Annotated in this window: 13 protein-coding genes and 2 pseudogenes; 5 read left to right on the forward strand and 10 right to left on the reverse strand. The window is 70.6% G+C overall.

The window, feature by feature from the left end; translation table 11 throughout:
* Positions 1 to 93: 93 nt before the first annotated feature.
* Positions 94 to 498: pseudogene (locus ACWDO5_RS32065) on the reverse strand (hypothetical protein); the annotation flags it as partial.
* 1,022 nt (positions 499 to 1,520) lie between these two features.
* Between ACWDO5_RS32065 and ACWDO5_RS32070 the strand changes: the two are divergent.
* Positions 1,521 to 2,174 carry a class F sortase gene (locus ACWDO5_RS32070; protein WP_450534018.1) on the forward strand — a complete coding sequence of 218 codons (654 nt, stop codon included), beginning with the start codon at positions 1,521 to 1,523 and terminating at the stop codon, positions 2,172 to 2,174.
* Between the two features lie 42 nt (positions 2,175 to 2,216).
* On the opposite strand, the gene ACWDO5_RS32075 is transcribed toward ACWDO5_RS32070, so the two are convergent.
* Positions 2,217 to 3,056: a polysaccharide deacetylase family protein gene (locus ACWDO5_RS32075; RefSeq protein ID WP_450534019.1), complete on the reverse strand. Its 840-nt coding sequence runs from the start codon at positions 3,054 to 3,056 to the stop codon at positions 2,217 to 2,219.
* Positions 3,057 to 3,164: 108 nt separating this feature from the next.
* Positions 3,165 to 6,470, reverse strand: a complete 3,306-nt coding sequence (gene lysX, locus ACWDO5_RS32080) for a bifunctional lysylphosphatidylglycerol synthetase/lysine--tRNA ligase LysX (RefSeq protein ID WP_450534020.1) — start codon at positions 6,468 to 6,470, stop codon at positions 3,165 to 3,167.
* A 61-nt stretch (positions 6,471 to 6,531) separates the two neighbouring features.
* Between lysX and ACWDO5_RS32085 the strand changes: the two genes are divergently transcribed.
* Positions 6,532 to 7,014 carry a universal stress protein gene (locus ACWDO5_RS32085; protein WP_450534022.1) on the forward strand — a complete coding sequence of 161 codons (483 nt, stop codon included), beginning with the start codon at positions 6,532 to 6,534 and terminating at the stop codon, positions 7,012 to 7,014.
* 24 nt (positions 7,015 to 7,038) lie between these two features.
* Here ACWDO5_RS32085 and ACWDO5_RS32090 read toward each other — a convergent pair whose 3' ends face one another.
* Entirely contained in the window at positions 7,039 to 8,235 is a 1,197-nt protein-coding gene (locus ACWDO5_RS32090; RefSeq protein WP_450534023.1) for a CapA family protein, read from the reverse strand.
* Between the two features lie 260 nt (positions 8,236 to 8,495).
* Here ACWDO5_RS32090 and ACWDO5_RS32095 point away from each other — a divergent pair, with 260 nt between their 5' ends.
* Positions 8,496 to 9,053, forward strand: a complete 558-nt coding sequence (locus ACWDO5_RS32095; protein WP_356231649.1) for a sigma-70 family RNA polymerase sigma factor — start codon at positions 8,496 to 8,498, stop codon at positions 9,051 to 9,053.
* 541 nt (positions 9,054 to 9,594) lie between these two features.
* Positions 9,595 to 10,119, forward strand: coding sequence for a hypothetical protein (locus ACWDO5_RS32100; RefSeq protein WP_450534025.1), 525 nt, complete (start codon positions 9,595 to 9,597; stop codon positions 10,117 to 10,119).
* 65 nt (positions 10,120 to 10,184) lie between these two features.
* Here the strand turns inward: ACWDO5_RS32100 and ACWDO5_RS32105 are convergent, their stop codons facing one another.
* The 6 genes from ACWDO5_RS32105 to ACWDO5_RS32130 form a co-directional block, all read right to left on the reverse strand.
* Positions 10,185 to 11,405: a sensor histidine kinase gene (locus ACWDO5_RS32105; RefSeq protein WP_450534026.1), complete on the reverse strand. Its 1,221-nt coding sequence runs from the start codon at positions 11,403 to 11,405 to the stop codon at positions 10,185 to 10,187.
* Positions 11,402 to 13,135 (reverse strand): sodium/solute symporter, encoded by a 1,734-nt coding sequence (locus tag ACWDO5_RS32110; protein ID WP_450534027.1) that lies wholly within the window; start codon positions 13,133 to 13,135, stop codon positions 11,402 to 11,404. The genes ACWDO5_RS32105 and ACWDO5_RS32110 overlap by 4 nt, the downstream gene beginning before the upstream one ends.
* 4 nt (positions 13,136 to 13,139) lie before the next feature.
* Positions 13,140 to 13,520 carry a hypothetical protein gene (locus ACWDO5_RS32115; protein ID WP_450534028.1) on the reverse strand — a complete coding sequence of 127 codons (381 nt, stop codon included), beginning with the start codon at positions 13,518 to 13,520 and terminating at the stop codon, positions 13,140 to 13,142.
* Between the two features lie 117 nt (positions 13,521 to 13,637).
* Entirely contained in the window at positions 13,638 to 13,907 is a 270-nt protein-coding gene (locus ACWDO5_RS32120) for a hypothetical protein (RefSeq protein ID WP_450534030.1), read from the reverse strand.
* Between the two features lie 215 nt (positions 13,908 to 14,122).
* On the reverse strand, positions 14,123 to 14,950 hold the full coding sequence (locus ACWDO5_RS32125; protein WP_450534031.1) for a LytR/AlgR family response regulator transcription factor: 828 nt from the start codon (positions 14,948 to 14,950) through the stop codon (positions 14,123 to 14,125).
* Positions 14,951 to 14,983: 33 nt separating this feature from the next.
* Complete coding sequence (locus ACWDO5_RS32130) at positions 14,984 to 15,265, reverse strand: zf-HC2 domain-containing protein (RefSeq protein WP_450534033.1); 282 nt, start codon at positions 15,263 to 15,265, stop codon at positions 14,984 to 14,986.
* Positions 15,266 to 15,481: 216 nt separating this feature from the next.
* Here ACWDO5_RS32130 and ACWDO5_RS32135 point away from each other — a divergent pair.
* Positions 15,482 to 15,577 (forward strand): annotated as a pseudogene (locus ACWDO5_RS32135) (anti-sigma factor family protein); the annotation flags it as partial.
* Positions 15,578 to 15,705 lie beyond the last annotated feature (128 nt).

The following is a 15,705-nucleotide window of genomic DNA, read 5'->3' on the forward strand; positions in this document are numbered from 1 at the left end:
GTACGCGCCCGAGGGCTGACGATCGAGGGCGCGGACGGCCGGCGTTATCTCGACTCGCCGGGCGGTTTGACGCCTGACCGGAGGTTCAGTCGGTCAGGCGTTTGTGTTGACCATACGGCGGCGACGAGCGATGAAGAGACTGCCGCCGACGGCCGCGGTGAGCACCAGCCCGCCGCCGATCGCCATCTCGGTGGAGCTGGGGCCGATGGAGCCGCCAAGACCGCCGAGTGCGCCCCGGCCTGCGAGCACTGTGAACTGTTCGGTCCTGACAGTCGCGTTGTCATTGCACCTGACCGCCAGGTTGTACTGACCCGGCGACGCGTCGTTGTGAATCCGCGCGGTGGCGGTCGAAATGCCGTTGCGGTTCGCGGAAAGATTGGTCTGCGGGAAGGCGTTGGACGTGACCGTGCCACCACGGTTGCAGCCCTGGACCGTGATCGTCAGGATGCCGCCCTGGTGTACGGATCGCGGGTTGACGTTGACGCTGATGGCACCGTTGCCCCCCTGACCGCCTCCCTGGCCGTTGCCGCCCTGTCCGTTATCTCCCCGGCCGTTGTCGCCCTGACCGTTGCCGCCCTGACCGTTATCTCCCCGGCCGTTGTCGCCCTGACCGTTGCCGCCCTGACCGTTATCTCCCCGGCCGTTGTCGCCCTGACCGTTGCCGCCCTGACCATTCCCTCCCCGACCGTTGTCGCCCTGGCCGTTACCTCCCTGCCCGTTGCCTCCTTGCCCGTTGCCGCCCTGACCGTTGCCGCCCTGACCGTTATCTCCCCGGCCGTTGTCGCCCTGACCATTCCCTCCCCGACCGTTTTCGCCCTGGCCGTTACCCCCCTGGCCGTTGCCCCCCTGACCGTTATCTCCCCGACCGTTGTCGCCCTGACCATTCCCTCCCCGACCGTTGTCGCCCTGACCATTCCCTCCCCGACCGTTGTCGCCCTGACCATTCCCTCCCCGACCGTTGTCGCCCTGGCCGTTACCCCCCTGGCCGTTATCTCCCCGACCGTTGTCGCCCTGACCATTCCCTCCCCGACCGTTGCCGCCCTGACCATTCCCTCCCCGACCGTTGTCGCCCTGACCATTCCCCCCTTGACCTTGACCTTGACCGATTTCCCCCGGCCCGACGTCGCCGCCGGCGACGGCCACCGGGGCAGAGAGCGCGACGGCCGCGATGGCGGCCGCGGCCACTGCGAGAGAGCGTGTTGAACGCATCGTAGAACCTCCTGTGAAAGACGCCCCAAAGCGGGCGCTCCGGGAAAAATCGACGAGTACGCCTTCCACGACGAACACTCACTGGGCCGAACAACCCTCGCATTTCGGCACTGGTCCACCCCAGTGAGGCGACACGCCGACGACGCGCCGGAGTATCTGACGGAGTCGCAGGTCACAGACCATCAGAGATTTTTATATGGCCGATTGCTCGGATGGGGCATCGCCCAGGCCCACCACCCGTTCGCCCCTCCCTCCTCGCCGCGTGGACAGAGCGCGCTTAGCGTGCTTACAGACGACACGAAGGGAGAACCATGGGCCTGCACTACGGCGGCTCGGAGAAGAAGAGGCGCTCACCCTGGGGCGTGCTCGCCCTCGCCTTGCTCAGCGGAATCGCCATGATAAGGAATGGCGCGGACGTCTCCCTCGGACCGCCCCAGCCGGCCGCGGCCGCCTCGCTGGCAGGCCGTGCCCAGGGCGAGACGTTCATCCCTGTCGAGCTCGAGCCGCTCGCGTACGCCCCCGTGGAACGCGTGCGGATCCCGGCGATCGGCGTGGACGCTCCGGTTATGAACGTAGGCCTGGACCAGGAGGGCTGGATCGCCGCGCCGCCCCCGCATGACCCCAATATGGCGGGCTGGTACCAGAACGGCATCGCCCCCGGCCAGCGCGGCACGGCGGTCGTCGTAGGCCACGTCGACAACCTGTCCGGGCCCGCCGTCTTCTACGGCCTCGGCTCCATCCGGAAGGGCCAGCACATCGAGGTGAGCCGCTTCGACGGCAAGACCGCGGTCTTCGAGGTGTACGGCGTGGAGGTGTTCTCCAAGTCCGACTTCCCCGGCTCCCAGGTGTACGGCGACACAGGGCAGGCGGAGCTGCGGGTGATCACCTGCGGCGGCGGCTACTCCAAGGCGAACGGCTACGACGGGAACGTCGTGGTGTTCGCGCGCATGGTCAGGGTCGTCTGATCCCGGCCCTGGCGTGTAAGTCGTTCCGCACCGCCGCGCGGCTCAGCGGTGCGGAACGGTGATGCGGTACCCGGCGTCAAGCAGCTCGGGCAGATAGCTGCGCAGCGCGGCGACGCTCTGTGAGCGGTCGCCGCCCGCGTCGTGCGACAGGACGACGACGCCGGGTCCCGCGCCGTCCAGCACCCGGCGGACGATGGTCTTCGTGCCGGGCACGGTCCAGTCGAGGGTGTCGACGGTCCACGCCAGCGGCTCCATGCCGAGCTGCGCGCCGATCTCGAAGGAGTGCTTGTTCCAGGCTCCGAACGGAGCCCGGTACCAGAGCGGCGGGGCGCCCAGCGTCTCTTCGATCACTTCGCTGGTACGGCCCAGCTCGTCGCGGATCCCGGACGGCGGGAGCTCCGGGATCAGCGGGTGCGACCAGGAGTGGTTGCCCACGACATGCCCGTCATCGGCCATCTCACGGAGCAGATCGCGGTTGTCCGTGGCCATCTCGCCGCAGACGAAGAACATCGCGGGCACCTCGTACTCGCGCAGGGTGCTGAGGATGTCCGGCGTGTAGCGGGGATCGGGGCCGTCGTCGAAGGTGAGCACCATGGTGCGCCCGACCTCCGAGATCTTCAGGAAGGGCCGCTGGCGCACGGGCGGCATCGCCCTCCGGAATCTCGGCGGAGAGTACGCCGTCATGGGCTGCAGCCGGTAGGCCGATGCCTTGACCGGCGGGCCCGCGACGGCCCGGGGACCCGCTGCCGGGTGCGGTACGGCGGTCCTGCCGGGGGTCGGCGCCCGCTCGGTGAAGAGCAGCCCGGCTGTGGCGGCTGCGCCGAGGCAGGCAGCGATGCGCAGCACCGACCGGCGCTCAGGGAGCATCTGATCCTCTTTCATGACCAACTGCTCGCACGGTTACCGCCCCGGGCGCCTCATCAACACCGCTAAGAGAGGCGAAAGCACCCGATGGGAGCAGCGGGACGGTTCAGGCCGCCGGGCAGGCCGTCAGTTGCGGCGCACCAGCGGGAAGGGCAGCGTCTCGCGGATGGTCAGCCCGGTGAGGAACATGACGAGCCGGTCGACTCCGATGCCGAGACCGCCGGTCGGCGGCATGGCGTACTCCAGCGCGTCCAGGAAGTCCTCGTCGATCTCCATGGCCTCCGGGTCGCCGCCGGCTGCGAGCAGCGACTGGGCGGTGAGCCTGCGCCGCTGCTCCACGGGGTCGGTCAACTCCGAGTAGGCGGTGCCTAGTTCGGTACCGAAGGCCACCAGGTCCCAGCGTTCGGCGAGCCGTGGGTCGCGGCGGTGCTGGCGGGTGAGCGGGGAGACGTCGGTCGGGAAGTCCTTGTAGAAGGTGGGCATCTTGGTCCGCTCCTCGACGAGGCGCTCGTACATTTCGAGCACCACATCGCCGCGGGTGTCGTCCGGGATGTGCGGGACGCCGGCCCGGTCGCAGTGTCGGCGCAGCACGGCCTCGTCGGTGTCGGCGTCGATCTCCTCGCCGAGCGCCTCCGACACCGCTCTGTACAGCGTCTTGACCGGCCAGGGGCCGGAGATGTCGTGCGCGACGAGCCTGCCGTCCGGGCCGGCCTTGTGCGCGATCGGGGCGCCGAAGGCCGCGGTGGCCGCGCCCTGGATCAGCTCACGGGTCAGATCGAGCATTACGTCGTAGTCGGCGAAGGCCTGATAGGCCTCAAGCATCGTGAACTCGGGGTTGTGCTTGTAGGAGACGCCTTCGTTGCGGAAGGTGCGGCCCATCTCGAAGACCTTCTCCAGACCGCCCACGCACAGCCGCTTCAGATACAGCTCGGGCGCGATGCGCAGATACAGGTCGAGGTCGTAGGCGTTGATGTGGGTGGTGAAGGGGCGGGCGTTGGCGCCGCCGTGGATCTGCTGGAGCATCGGCGTCTCGACCTCGAGGTAGCCGCGGTCCAGCAGGCCCTGGCGCAGCGCCTGGACGGCGGTGGATCGGTGGCGTACGACATCGCGGGCCTCGGGACTCGACACCAGGTCGAGATAGCGGCGGCGGACCCGGGCCTCGGGGTCGGCCAGGCCGTGCCGCTTGTCGGGCAGCGGGCGCAGGCATTTGCCGGTCAGCTGCCACTCGGTGACGAAGACGGAAAGCTCGCCCTTGTCGCTGGCACCGATCTCGCCGCCGGCGGTGACGTGGTCGCCGAGGTCGACGACGGAGGTGAAGTCCCTCAGTACGCCCTCTCCGCAGTCCTCACGGGTGAGGGCGAGCTGGAGGTCTCCGGACCAGTCGCGCAGTACGGCGAAGACGACGCCGCCGAGGTCGCGGACGGCCATCACGCGCCCCGCGACGGTGGCCTTGCGGCCGGTGCGGGTGCCGGGTTCGGGCGCGGGGGTCGCGGCCCGGATCTCGGCGAGGGTGTCGGTGCGCTGGGCGACGCCGACGGGGTAGGGGTCGGTGCCGTTGGCGCGCAGCCGCTCCAGCTTGCGGTGACGGATCCGCACCTGTTCGGGCAGCCGCTGCTCCCCCGCCGCGGCAGGCGAGTCCGGACCCACCAGGCCGAGCGAGTCGATGGACGGCAGCCCCTCGGTGGTGACGGGGGTGACCACTCCCTTCGGTCGTCCCGTGCCCTTCCCCCAGAGCTTGCGCAGGCTCGGTACGGAGACGAAGCCCTCGGCGATCCCGGAGGCGAGGCCCACGCGGGCGAGGGAGCCGGCGTCGCCGTAGCAGAGGAAACGCGGATACCACTCGGGCTGGTACTTGACGTTGGAGCGGTACAGGGCTTCCAGCTGCCACCACTTGGAGAAGAAGAGGAGCAGCTTGCGCCAGATCCGCAGGACGGGGCCCGCGCCGATACGGGCGCCCTCCTCGAAGGCGGAGCGGAAGGCAGCGAAGTTGAGGGAGATCCGGCGGATGCCGACTCGGGGCGCGTGGGCGCACAGCTCGGCGACCATGAACTCCATGACGCCGTTGGGCGCGGTGCGGTCACGGCGCATCAGGTCGAGCGAGATGCCGTCCCTGCCCCACGGCACGAAGGAGAGCACGGCGATCAGATTGCCGTCGCTGTCGAGGGCCTCGACGAGCAGGCAGTCGCCGTCGGCCGGATCTCCGAGGCGGTCGAGCGCCATGGAGAAGCCGCGTTCGGTCTCGGTGTCCCGCCAGGCGTCGGCCTTGTCGACGATGCGCTGCATCTCCTCGTCACTCAGGGCGGAGTGACGGCGGATCCGGGTGGTGGCGCCGGTTCGCTGCACACGGTTCACGGCCTGCCGCGTGACCCGCATGTCGCGGCCGTTCAGGTCGAAGCGGCCGACAGGCAGGATCGCCTCGTCGCCGAGCTGGATCGCCCCGAGACCGGAACGGGCGAAGGCCTTGGCGCCCTCCTCGGACGCGCCCATCACGGCGGGCGCCCAGGCGTAGCGTCTGGCGACGTCCAGCCAGGCCTCGATGGCGGGGGTCCATGCCGCCCTGTCGCCGACCGGGTCGCCGCTGGCCAGGCAGACGCCTGCCTCGACGCGGTAGGTGACGGCGCCCTTGCCGTTGGGTGAGAAGACGACGGCCTTGTCGCGGCGGGTGGCGAAGTAGCCGAGCGAGTCCTGGGAGCCGTAGGCGCCGAGCAGGGCGCGGATGCGGGGCTCCTCGTCGCCGTGCAGGGCGGCTTCCATGCGCTGCGAGCGAAACAGCGTCGCAGCCGCGCTGAGCAGGGCGATCGCCCCGAAGAGGCCGAGCAGGAAGAAGAGCAGGCGCGGCGGGCGACCATCGAATTCGTCGCCGGAGACAAGTCCGCCGAGCACCCGGTTGGCGGCCCACAGCAGCCGCTGGCCCCGGGGCAGCCCACCCGGGAACAGCTCGACAAGACCCCAGCCGACGAGGATTCCGGCGGCGAGACCGAGGACCAGGACGAGGAGCGCGCGCCGCAGAGCCCCGCGCCGGGTCTCGGCGTAGAACTCCCCGCGCGCCATGACGAGCACCGCCAGCGCGATCGCGCACAGCACAAGACTGGGGATCCAGGCCCAGTCCTTGTCGAAGATCAATAGCAGCACGTCGGCTATCAGCAGCAGGGTCAGATAGCCGACGACCAGCCACCAGGCGGCCTTCTTGCGGGCGCCGATGGCCGCCGCGAGCAGCAGCAGGAACGCGGCGTAGGCGAGGTTCGCGCTGACGGGGACAGTGACCCGGTCCAGGAAGAGGGCGACCGGTCGCAGCACATGCCGCAGCGGAGGGATCAGTGCGAGGAGGACGCAGAACACGCCGAGTGCGCCGAAGAACATCGCGAATGCGGCGGGCACCCTGCTCAGCAAGCTGCCACGGGCGGGAGTCGGCTCCTGCACGGTGACACTCATGATTTGCACTCTAAGGACGCCACCGGCGGGCCGCCTGTCGGGAGCGACTAGCCTCGATGGTGTGACAGAGCAGCAGCCTCGGCAGCAACCGCAGCAACCGCAGCAGTTCGAACGCGGCACCGACGGGCCGAAGGTCATCGTGGTCGGCGTGGACGGTTCTGATTCCTCACTGCGGGCGGCGTCGTACGCGGGCGGTCTTGCCCGTCGGCAGAACGCCCTGCTCGCCATCGTGTACGTCCAGCCGGTGATGCCGGCGGGCGCGGCGTTCGGCGTCCCGCTCGGGGACGCGACCGGGGAGATCGCCGAGGAGCTGGTGGCCGAGATCCGTTCCTCCGCCGAGCGGGTCAAGGGGATCTGGGACGTCCGCTGGGAGTTCCACACCGTCCGCGGTGACCCGTACAGCGGACTGGTCACCGCGGCCGACGAGCTGAAGGCGGACGCCGTGGTGGTCGGGGCTTCGGAGTCGGCGGGACACCGGATCGTCGGGTCGGTGGCGGTCCGTCTGGTGAAGGCCGGGCGCTGGCCGGTGACCGTAGTTCCGTAGCCCGGTCGCCCATGCCGGTGGGCGCTAGCGGCCCATGGTGAGGCCGTCCTTGGCGGCTCCGCGGCCGAGGACCGCCTCGCGGATCAGCGCCTGGGCCTCGCGGTAGTCGTCCCGGTCCGCGCCGCGGCGCAGCGCGTCCGACAGGCTGATGACGCGACTGGCTTTGGCATCCATCCACTGCGGTACGAACTCCGCCTTCGTCACCGGCCAGCGCTCACCTGCCTTGGCGGGCGGGGCGAAGGTGAAGCGGCCGATCGAGCCCTGGTTGCCGCGGGAGTCGCCGTCACCGGAGCGGCTGAACGAGGTACCGGCGATCTGGTCGCCCAGGCCGTAGATGATCCAGGTGCCGTTGACCTTCTCGTAAGCCTGAGGAACATGCGCGTGCGTGCCGAGGATCAGGTCGATGTCGGGGCGGCCCACGGTGGTGGCGGCGGTGAGCCGTCTGCCGAGCGTCAGCTGCTGCTCGTCGGGCTCGGTCTGCCACTGGGTGCCCCAGTGCAGGCTGACGACGACCACATCCGCACCGGCCTGCCGGGCGGCGCGGGCGTCGCCGACGATCTTCTTCTCGTCGATGAGGTTGACCGCCCAGGGCTGCCCCTCGGGGAGCGCGTGGTAGTTGGTGCCGAAGGTGTAGGCCAGTTGGGCGACCTTGGCGCCGCCGGCCTTCAGCCAGGCGGGGCTGCGGGCCTCGGCGGAAGTGCGGGCGGAGCCGGCGTGCTTGATGCCCGCCGTGTCGAGGGCGTCGAGGGTGCGGTGTACGCCGGCGGCCCCGTCGTCCAGGGTGTGGTTGGAGGCCGTGGAGCAGGAGTCGTATCCCGTGGACGCCAGCGCCTTGGCGATCTGCGGCGGGGTTTTGAAGGCGGGGTAGCCGGTGTAGTCGCCCTTCTCACCGTAGACGGTCTCAATGTGGCAGATCGCCAGATCGGCACCTGAGACGACCGCTCTGACGCCGGCGAGAATGGGGCGGAAGTCGTAGCCCTCACCGTCCGCGTCCGCCTTGGCCTGGCGAATGACCGATTCGTGCGGGAGCACGCCGCCGGACGCGACGAGCGTGAAGGCGCGGGCCGCGCCCTGCGCGCCGCTCGCGGCGGAGGGGGCGGTGGCCCCCGGCTGCCGGGACGGCGGGGCGTGGGCGGGGTCGGACTGTCCCGCGCAGCCTGCCGCGGCGGTGAGCAGTACGACGGTGGCGGCCACCGGTCCCTGGCGCGTACGCCGAGTCATCGATCAGCCCCACATCTGATGAATTAAGGGTAAATACGACAATTTCACAGTGGAGGCCTGGTCGAGTCAAGCGACAAAGCCGGCATAGTCGCTGAGACGGAGCTGCCCCTTCCGATTGCTGCCGGCTGACCGTTCACCGCACCATTCGTCGCTCCGTGCGACCGCTCGCCGAAGACAACCGTGCGTCATCTGTCCCTCCGCGCCCGGATGCGTTCGTATACGCCACGTGGCAGCGACCTCTGCACGGAAAGGTGTTGGCAATGGCAACCGCGACCGCTTCAGCGACGACCGACGAGCGGGCCATGGCGGAGCTGCAGCGTGAACACGGCCCCGCGCTGTTCAGCTTTCTGCTCGGTCTGACCTATGGGGACCAGCAGCGCGCCGAGGATCTGCTGCAGGAGACGCTCGTACGGGCTTGGCAGCACCCCGAGGCGTTCGACGGCCCTTACGAGTCGATGCGGCCCTGGCTCTTCACGGTCGGCCGCCGCCTCGCGATAGACGCCCGCCGCTCCCGGCTGGCCCGTCCGACGGAGATCGGCGACGGGGTTCTGGCCACCACGCCGGACCCGGCGGACGTCACAGAGGCGGCCGTCGCCGCGCTCGACGTCCGAGCTGCCGTGGAGTCGCTGAGCCCCGAGCACCGCGCGGTGCTGGTGCAGATCTACTTCCACGGGCTGAGCGTCAACGAAGCCGCCGAGGCGCTCGGGATACCGGCGGGGACGGTCAAGTCGCGTTCGTACTACGCACTGCGTGCGCTCGCCCGCTGCCTGCCGGGCTACGCGCGTCCGCGCGCGACGGCGAGCGCGGGCCGTCCCTGACCTCCAGCGCCCTGGAGGCTCATCGGCCGGATCGCCGAGCACCGAGCACCGAGCGCCGAGCGCCGAGCGCCGAAGGGACGAACCGGCCGGCGACGGTGTGAACTCAACAGGCGTGCGCGGTCCGCCCACGATGTGTGCCGCCACCACTGCCCCCAGCCCGGGAGTCCGCGGACTGCCGGCCTCGTGCAGCGCGCCGTACCGCACCCTCTTCCTCCGCGCGAGGACGCAATCCGCGCCGCGCACCGGCCCGCCGCGCCGCTGCTCGCGCCCGTTCGACCGTTCGTCGCGGCCCCGCGGTTCGCTGGTCCACCGGCGGCAGTGATGCCGTTCGGGAGCGGGGCACCCCCAGTCACGCGCGCCCCTGGTGTCCCGCCGGTGTCCCCGTCCCCCTGGGGTCACGGCCAAAGGGCGACCTTATGCGAAACCTCACGCTCAAGTTGAGTAAAGACGGGCTCCCAGCCGTCTCTCTCGGTGGAGGCTCTTCGTCGGGTCGGCACACGAAGCCGCCCCAACGCAGTCGTCCGGGAGGAAGGTGGGAAGCGTGCGGCCCGAGAGTTCGAACGGCATCAGCGGAGGCGGGCCGGCAGTCCCCATGGCGTGGCTCTGCGCCGAGTACATCGCCGACGAGACGCTCCGCACAGGCGCTCTCGTCGAGGGCGGCTCGCTCGAGTTCCGGGCGGGCCGGGAGACGTTGGCGCTGACCATCCATCTGTGTGACAGCGCGGAAGAGCTCGCGGGCGTCCGGGTGGTCTCCCGCGTCGACGAGTGGCTGTCTCTGACCTCGTACGGCCATCCCTGGCAGGAGTGGGTGGAGGAGCGGCTGGCCGCCCGGCGGCAGCGGGAGAGCGAACTGGGCGACGGCGCCGACCCGGATCTGGCCCTCGCGCTGGGCACCTGGAGCTGGCTGCGGCAGACCGAGCTGCTCGCCGCCGACCTCGGCGAGGGCGGCGGTCCGTGGCACGCGCCGAACCCGATGGACGCGGCCGCGGACGAGTACGCGCAGATATGGATGCCGGCCTGGCAGTTGGGACTTCCGCTGAGCCATCTGGCCATCCACCTCTTCTGAAGAACCTGAGGGATGGCCACCAGGAATGCCCGGGCGGCGCGGAGCTGCCTCGTCCCGCGGAAATCTCAGTCCGCGGACCGGCGCCCCGCCGAGGAGTGCACGCCCGCCCGGTACTTGGGGATCCGGATCGTGATCTTCATGCCCGCTCCGGCGCCCGTCTCGATCACGAGCCCGTGATCGTCCCCGTACACCTGGCGCAGCCGTTCGTCGACGTTGGACAAGCCGATGCCCGACGACCGCGTCCGCTCCCCCGCGAGGATCCCGCGCAGCACGTCCGGGTCCATGCCCACGCCGTCGTCCTCGATGGTCACCATCGCCTCGGCGCCGGCATCCCGCGCCGCGATCGTGACGCGGCATTCGCCCTTGGAGTCCTCCAGGCCGTGCTTGACGGCATTCTCGACGAGCGGCTGCAGACACAGGAACGGCAGCGTCACCGGCAGCACTTCCGGCGCGATCTGGAGGGTCACCTTGAGCCGGTCGCCGAAGCGGGCCCCGGCCAGCGCCAGGTACTGCTCGATGGAGCGCAGCTCGTCGGCGAGGTTGGTGAACTCACCGTGCCTGCGGAAGGAGTAGCGGGTGAAGTCGGCGAATTCGAGGAGCAGTTCACGCGCCCGCTCGGGGTCCGTTCGGACGAAGGAGGCGATCGCGGCGAGCGAGTTGAAGATGAAGTGCGGCGATATCTGGGCGCGCAGCGCACGGATCTCCGCCTCGATGAGCCGGGTGCGGGACCGGTCGAGCTCGGCCAGTTCCAGCTGTACCGAGACCCAGCGGGCCACCTCGGTCGCGGCCCGTACCAGGACGGCCGACTCGCGCGAGCCGTAGGCGACGAGCGCGCCGAGCACACCCTCCTCGCCGGTCAACGGGGCGATCACGGCCCAGCGCAACGGGCACTGAAGGTCCTCGCACTCGGTGTGCACGCTCTGGCTGCGCCCGGAGTCCAGCATCTCGGCGACGCGCACCATCACGCGCTGCTCGTGGTGGTCGGCGCCGGGACCGTCCCAGGCGAGGACGGATTCGCGGTCGGTGAGGCAGAGCGCCTCTGTGCCGAGCAGCGAGCGCAGCCGCCGGGCCGCCTTGCGTGCGGTGTCCTCGGTGAGGCCGGCGCGCAGCGGGGGCGCGGCGAGCGATGCGGTGTGCAGGGTGAGGAAGGTGGCCCGTTCGACGGGCGTGCCCAGGTCGAGGTCGGACTTGACGACGCCTCGTGCCGTCAGCCTGCCGAGCGCGATTCCGGCCACGAGCAGTACCACTCCGGCCGCTGCCAGTGCGGCCATTCCCATCCCGCTCATCGTTCCGCTCCTTCGGGCTGCGGCCTGCCGACGAGGTCCTCCGGAAGATGCAGCCGCGCGAGGATGGCGGTGGCGCCGGGAGGTATGTGGCTGGGCGTGGCCAGCGAGACCAGGACCATGGTCAGAAAGCCGACGGGCACCGACCACACTGCGGGCCAGGCCATCAGGGTGTGCGCCCAGCCCTCCGGCGCGAGGCCCGCGCGGGTGGCCATCACCGCGGTGAGCGCCGCCCCGCCGCCGACGACGAGGCCGGCGGCGGCGCCCGGCGGGGTGAGTCTTCGCCACCAGATGCCGAGCACCAGCAGCGGGCAGAAGGAGGACGCCGAGACGGCGAAGGCCAGCCCCACCGCGTCTGCGACCGGCACATTGGTGGCCACGACGCTGACGGCGAGCGGCACCGCCATGGCGAGGAGGGTCGCCAGGCGGAAGTGCCGTACGCCGCGCGAGGGCAGCACGTCCTGCGTGATGACGCCGGCGACGGACATGGTCAGTCCGGACGCGGTGGACAAGAACGCGGCAAACGCGCCGCCGGCCAGCAGCGCCCCGAGCAGATCTCCCGCTATTCCGCCGACCATGCGCTCCGGCAGCACGAGTACGGCCGCGTCCGCGTCCCCGGTCAGGGAGAGTTCGGGCGCGTAGATCCGCCCGAGCGCGCCGTAGACGGGCGGCAGCAGATAGAACGCGCCGATCAGCCCGAGGACGACGAGAGTGGTGCGCCGCGCGGCGCGTCCGTTGGGGCTGGTGTAGAAGCGGACGGCGACATGCGGAAGCCCCATCGTGCCGAGGAAGGTGGCGAGGATCAGTCCGTACGTCGCGTACAGGTGGTAGCCGTCCCGGCCGCCGGAGAGCGGCTGGGACCAGCTGGCCGGATCGGTGCCTGACGAGGCCCGTTCGGGCACTTCGGCGCCCTGCGGGAAGCCGAGGGTCGTGCCGGCCTCGATGCGGTGGGTGCCCTTGTCGAGCGTGACTTTCCGGTCCTCGTACCGTGTGTCGTCGACGTCGCCGGTGACGGTGAGGGTCAGCGGCCCGTCGAGATCGACACGGACGGTGTCGTCGATGCGGACGGCGGTGTGCTCGCGGAAGAGCGCGGGCGCGTCGAAGCGTGCCCGGGGTGTGTCGTCGCCGGCCCAGGCCGCGACGAGGAACAGCGCGGGCACCAGCAGGGCGGTGAGCTTGAGCCAGTACTGGAAGGCCTGTACGAAGGTGATGCTGCGCATGCCGCCCGCCGCGACGGCCCCGGTGACGACAAAGGCGACGACGAGGCCGCCCACCCAGTTCGGTACGCCGGTGAGGATCTCGAGAGTGAGGCCCGCGCCCTGTAGTTGGGGCAGGAGATAGAGCCAGCCGATGCCGACGACGAAGAGGCTCGCGAGCCTGCGCACGGCGGCGGACTCCAGCCGGGCCTCGGCGAAGTCGGAGAGGGTGTACGCCCCCGAGCGGCGCAGCGGGGCGGCGACCAGCACCAGCAGGACGAGGTAGCCGGCGGTGTAACCGACCGGGTACCAGAGCATGTCCGGGCCCTGCAGGAGGACCAGCCCGGCTATGCCGAGGAAGGAGGCGGCGGAGAGGTACTCGCCGCTGATGGCGGCGGCGTTGAGGCCGGGTTTCACGGTGCGGGAGGCGACGTAGAAGTCGGAGGTGGTGCGGGATATACGCAGGCCGAGCGCGCCGATGAGCACGGTGGCCAGCACCACGACGGTGACAGCCGTCACCGCGTAGGTCTGGTTCACGAGGTCAGCGTCCTTCGACGAGCCTGGTGAAGTCCTCTTCGTTGCGCTCGGCCCGGCGTACGTACCAGCGGGCGGTCAGCCACATCACGGGGTAGACCGCCACGCCGAGGGCCGCCCAGACGAAGGGCTCGGGCGAGGAGAGGGTGCCGCCGAAGACGGCCGGGAGCGCGAAGAGCAGCGGCAGCGAGCCGACGAACAGGGCGAGCGTCCCGAGCGCGTAGAGCGCGGCCCGAAGCTGGCTGCGCATGAGCGAGCGCACATACGTGGCGCCGAGTGTCGTCTGCTCGCTGATCTCGGACCGGGCGGGGGCGTGCCCGGGCGCGCGCCTCGCGCTGCGCGGCACGCCGGTGACCACCTCACGGCGGGGTTGTTGCTCTGCAGACATCGGCGTCCGCTCCAGCGTCTGTCGGCGAACTCTCGGGAGCTGTGGAGTCTACGCAGGGGCCATTACCTGCGGTAGACACCGACCACACCGCGATACGTCGACGTACGGCGACGCCCCTCAGTGGCCGGTGCGCTGCACGCAGTCACTCAGAGCGATCTCCAGCTCGACGTAGGACTCCTCGGCCCTGCGGAACGCGACTTCGAGGGCGGCTTCGGCGCGCGGGCCGGCCAGCCCCTTTGCCGATTCCTGGATCTCGTACAGCACATCCGCCCAGCGCCCGGCCGCGCTCTTCGCCGTGGTGAGCAGTGCCTCGAGGTCACGAGCGCTGGACACCCGGGTCGCCGGCAGGCTCCGGAGCTCCTCCAGCAATGCTTCGATGTCGGACATCAGGCCCCTTCTCCCCGTACCCGATCAAGGCTAGGCGGCGGGCGGGGGCGGTTGCCGCCGAATCCGGCGGCGGCTCGGTCAGCGGATGACGCCCGTCGCCGTACGGCCGTGGTGGGGCGACGAGCGGCTCCGTCCGCCCGCCCAGCGGTCGGCGGGGTCCAGGCCCGGGTCCGGGCAGGATCCGGGCACGGTCCAGGCAGGGTCCGCCCCGCGGCTCAGCCCCTGGCATGCCGCATCAGCAGTTCGCGCAGCTGGCGCGCGTGGCGGCGGCTGACGGCGAGCTCGGCGGAGCCGACCCGGACGGTGGTCGCCCCGGCGTCCAGGCGCAGTTCGTCGATACGGGCGAGGGAGACGAGATGGCTGCGGTGTATGCGTACGAAGCCGCGCGACGCCCAGCGCTCCTCAAGGGTGGACAGCGGGATGCGCACCAGGTGGCTGCCGTCCTCGGTGTGCAGTCTGGCGTAGTCCCCCTGGGCCTCCACGTAGGCGATGTCGTCGATCGGTACGAACCGTGTGACGCCGCCCAGCTCGACCGGTATCTGCTCGGCGGCGGTCCCCCCATGCGCATGCTGCGCGACGGCCTGCCGGGTGCTGGGTAGAGGGGCGGACCCCGCGGGGCCCGCCGGGCCGGGCTGCCGGGGCTCGCGCGCCGAGACGACCAGGTCGCGGACCCGGCGTACGGCTTCGGCCAGCCGCTCCCTGCGCACCGGCTTGAGGACGTAGTCGACAGCCTTGAGGTCGAAGGCCTGGACGGCGAAGCCCTCGTGGGCCGTGACGAACACGATCAGCGGCGGCCGGGCGAATCCGGCGAGCAGTTTGGCGACGTCGAGACCGGTGAGACCGGCCATGTGGATGTCGAGGAAGACGACGTCGATGCCGTCGTCCCCGTCCGGGCCCGCGTCCAGTGCGCGGCCGATGCGGCGCAGTGCCTCGGTCGCGTCCGTGGCTCCTTCGGCGCTCCGGATGCGGGAGTCGGAGCGCAGGAGATAGAGCAGCTCTTCGAGTGCCGGTTTCTCGTCGTCGACAGCCAGTACGCGCAGCATGCAACGGAGTGTAGGCGCGCCTCGACGGCCGGACTACGGCGTCCGGTCGTCGAGCCCGTCGAGCCCGTCGAGCCCGTCGAGCCCGTCGAGCCCGTCGAGCAGATCATCCTCGGAGAACATCGCCAGCAGCGCGGAGGCGTCGGCCATGTCGAGGTAGACGATCCGGCACGGGTCGCAGACCTGCAGGTGGCCGGCGACCCGGGTGTCCTCGGCTTGGCCGAGCGCACCGAGGACGTACGCGCCGAGCAGCAGTTCCACATGGGCGCTGTCGGGATGCGGAACGATCATGCTGGTCCCTGTCTCTCCACCTGTCACGCCAAACATTCTGCGGGCAGCACTCGCCCGGCCTCAAGGCAGTTGGGCGAGCGGGCCGTTCGCCCTTCAGCACGGTCCGGGCAGCCCGACTGTTGCGCTCGGCGCGCACGAAGTTGAGCAGGGCGCGCACCTGATCCGTACTTCAGGGCGACAGACCCGCGACGGCCCGCTACAGACGCAGTACGGCAACGGGGCGAGAAACGAATCGAGGACGCCATGAGCTTGCAGCAGCGGCACCGGGACGTGGCCGCCTATGCGCTGGGCGTCCTGGAGCCCGCGGACGCGTTCCGGTTCGAGGAGCATCTGGCGGACTGTGTGATATGCACGGTACAGCTCTCCGACTTCACAGCGAGCTGCACAAGGTCGAGCGCGTGTCGCGCTCCAAGGGGCAGTTGCGGGAAGGGCTGAGGTACGTCGCGGGCCGGCCCGAGCTAATCTGG

Source organism: Streptomyces sp. NPDC000880 (assembly GCF_053599675.1).

What these genes read in the sequence shown, in the direction of transcription:
- ACWDO5_RS32070 (WP_450534018.1), top strand. Translation starts at nt 1,521, where the DNA reads ATGGGCCTGCACTACGGCGGCTCGGAGAAGAAGAGGCGCTCACCCTGG.
- ACWDO5_RS32075 (WP_450534019.1), bottom strand. Translation starts at nt 3,056, where the DNA reads ATGAAAGAGGATCAGATGCTCCCTGAGCGCCGGTCGGTGCTGCGCATC.
- lysX (WP_450534020.1), bottom strand. Translation starts at nt 6,470, where the DNA reads ATGAGTGTCACCGTGCAGGAGCCGACTCCCGCCCGTGGCAGCTTGCTG.
- ACWDO5_RS32090 (WP_450534023.1), bottom strand. Translation starts at nt 8,235, where the DNA reads ATGACTCGGCGTACGCGCCAGGGACCGGTGGCCGCCACCGTCGTACTG.
- ACWDO5_RS32095 (WP_356231649.1), top strand. Translation starts at nt 8,496, where the DNA reads ATGGCAACCGCGACCGCTTCAGCGACGACCGACGAGCGGGCCATGGCG.
- ACWDO5_RS32105 (WP_450534026.1), bottom strand. Translation starts at nt 11,405, where the DNA reads ATGAGCGGGATGGGAATGGCCGCACTGGCAGCGGCCGGAGTGGTACTG.
- ACWDO5_RS32115 (WP_450534028.1), bottom strand. Translation starts at nt 13,520, where the DNA reads ATGTCTGCAGAGCAACAACCCCGCCGTGAGGTGGTCACCGGCGTGCCG.
- ACWDO5_RS32120 (WP_450534030.1), bottom strand. Translation starts at nt 13,907, where the DNA reads ATGTCCGACATCGAAGCATTGCTGGAGGAGCTCCGGAGCCTGCCGGCG.
- ACWDO5_RS32125 (WP_450534031.1), bottom strand. Translation starts at nt 14,950, where the DNA reads ATGCTGCGCGTACTGGCTGTCGACGACGAGAAACCGGCACTCGAAGAG.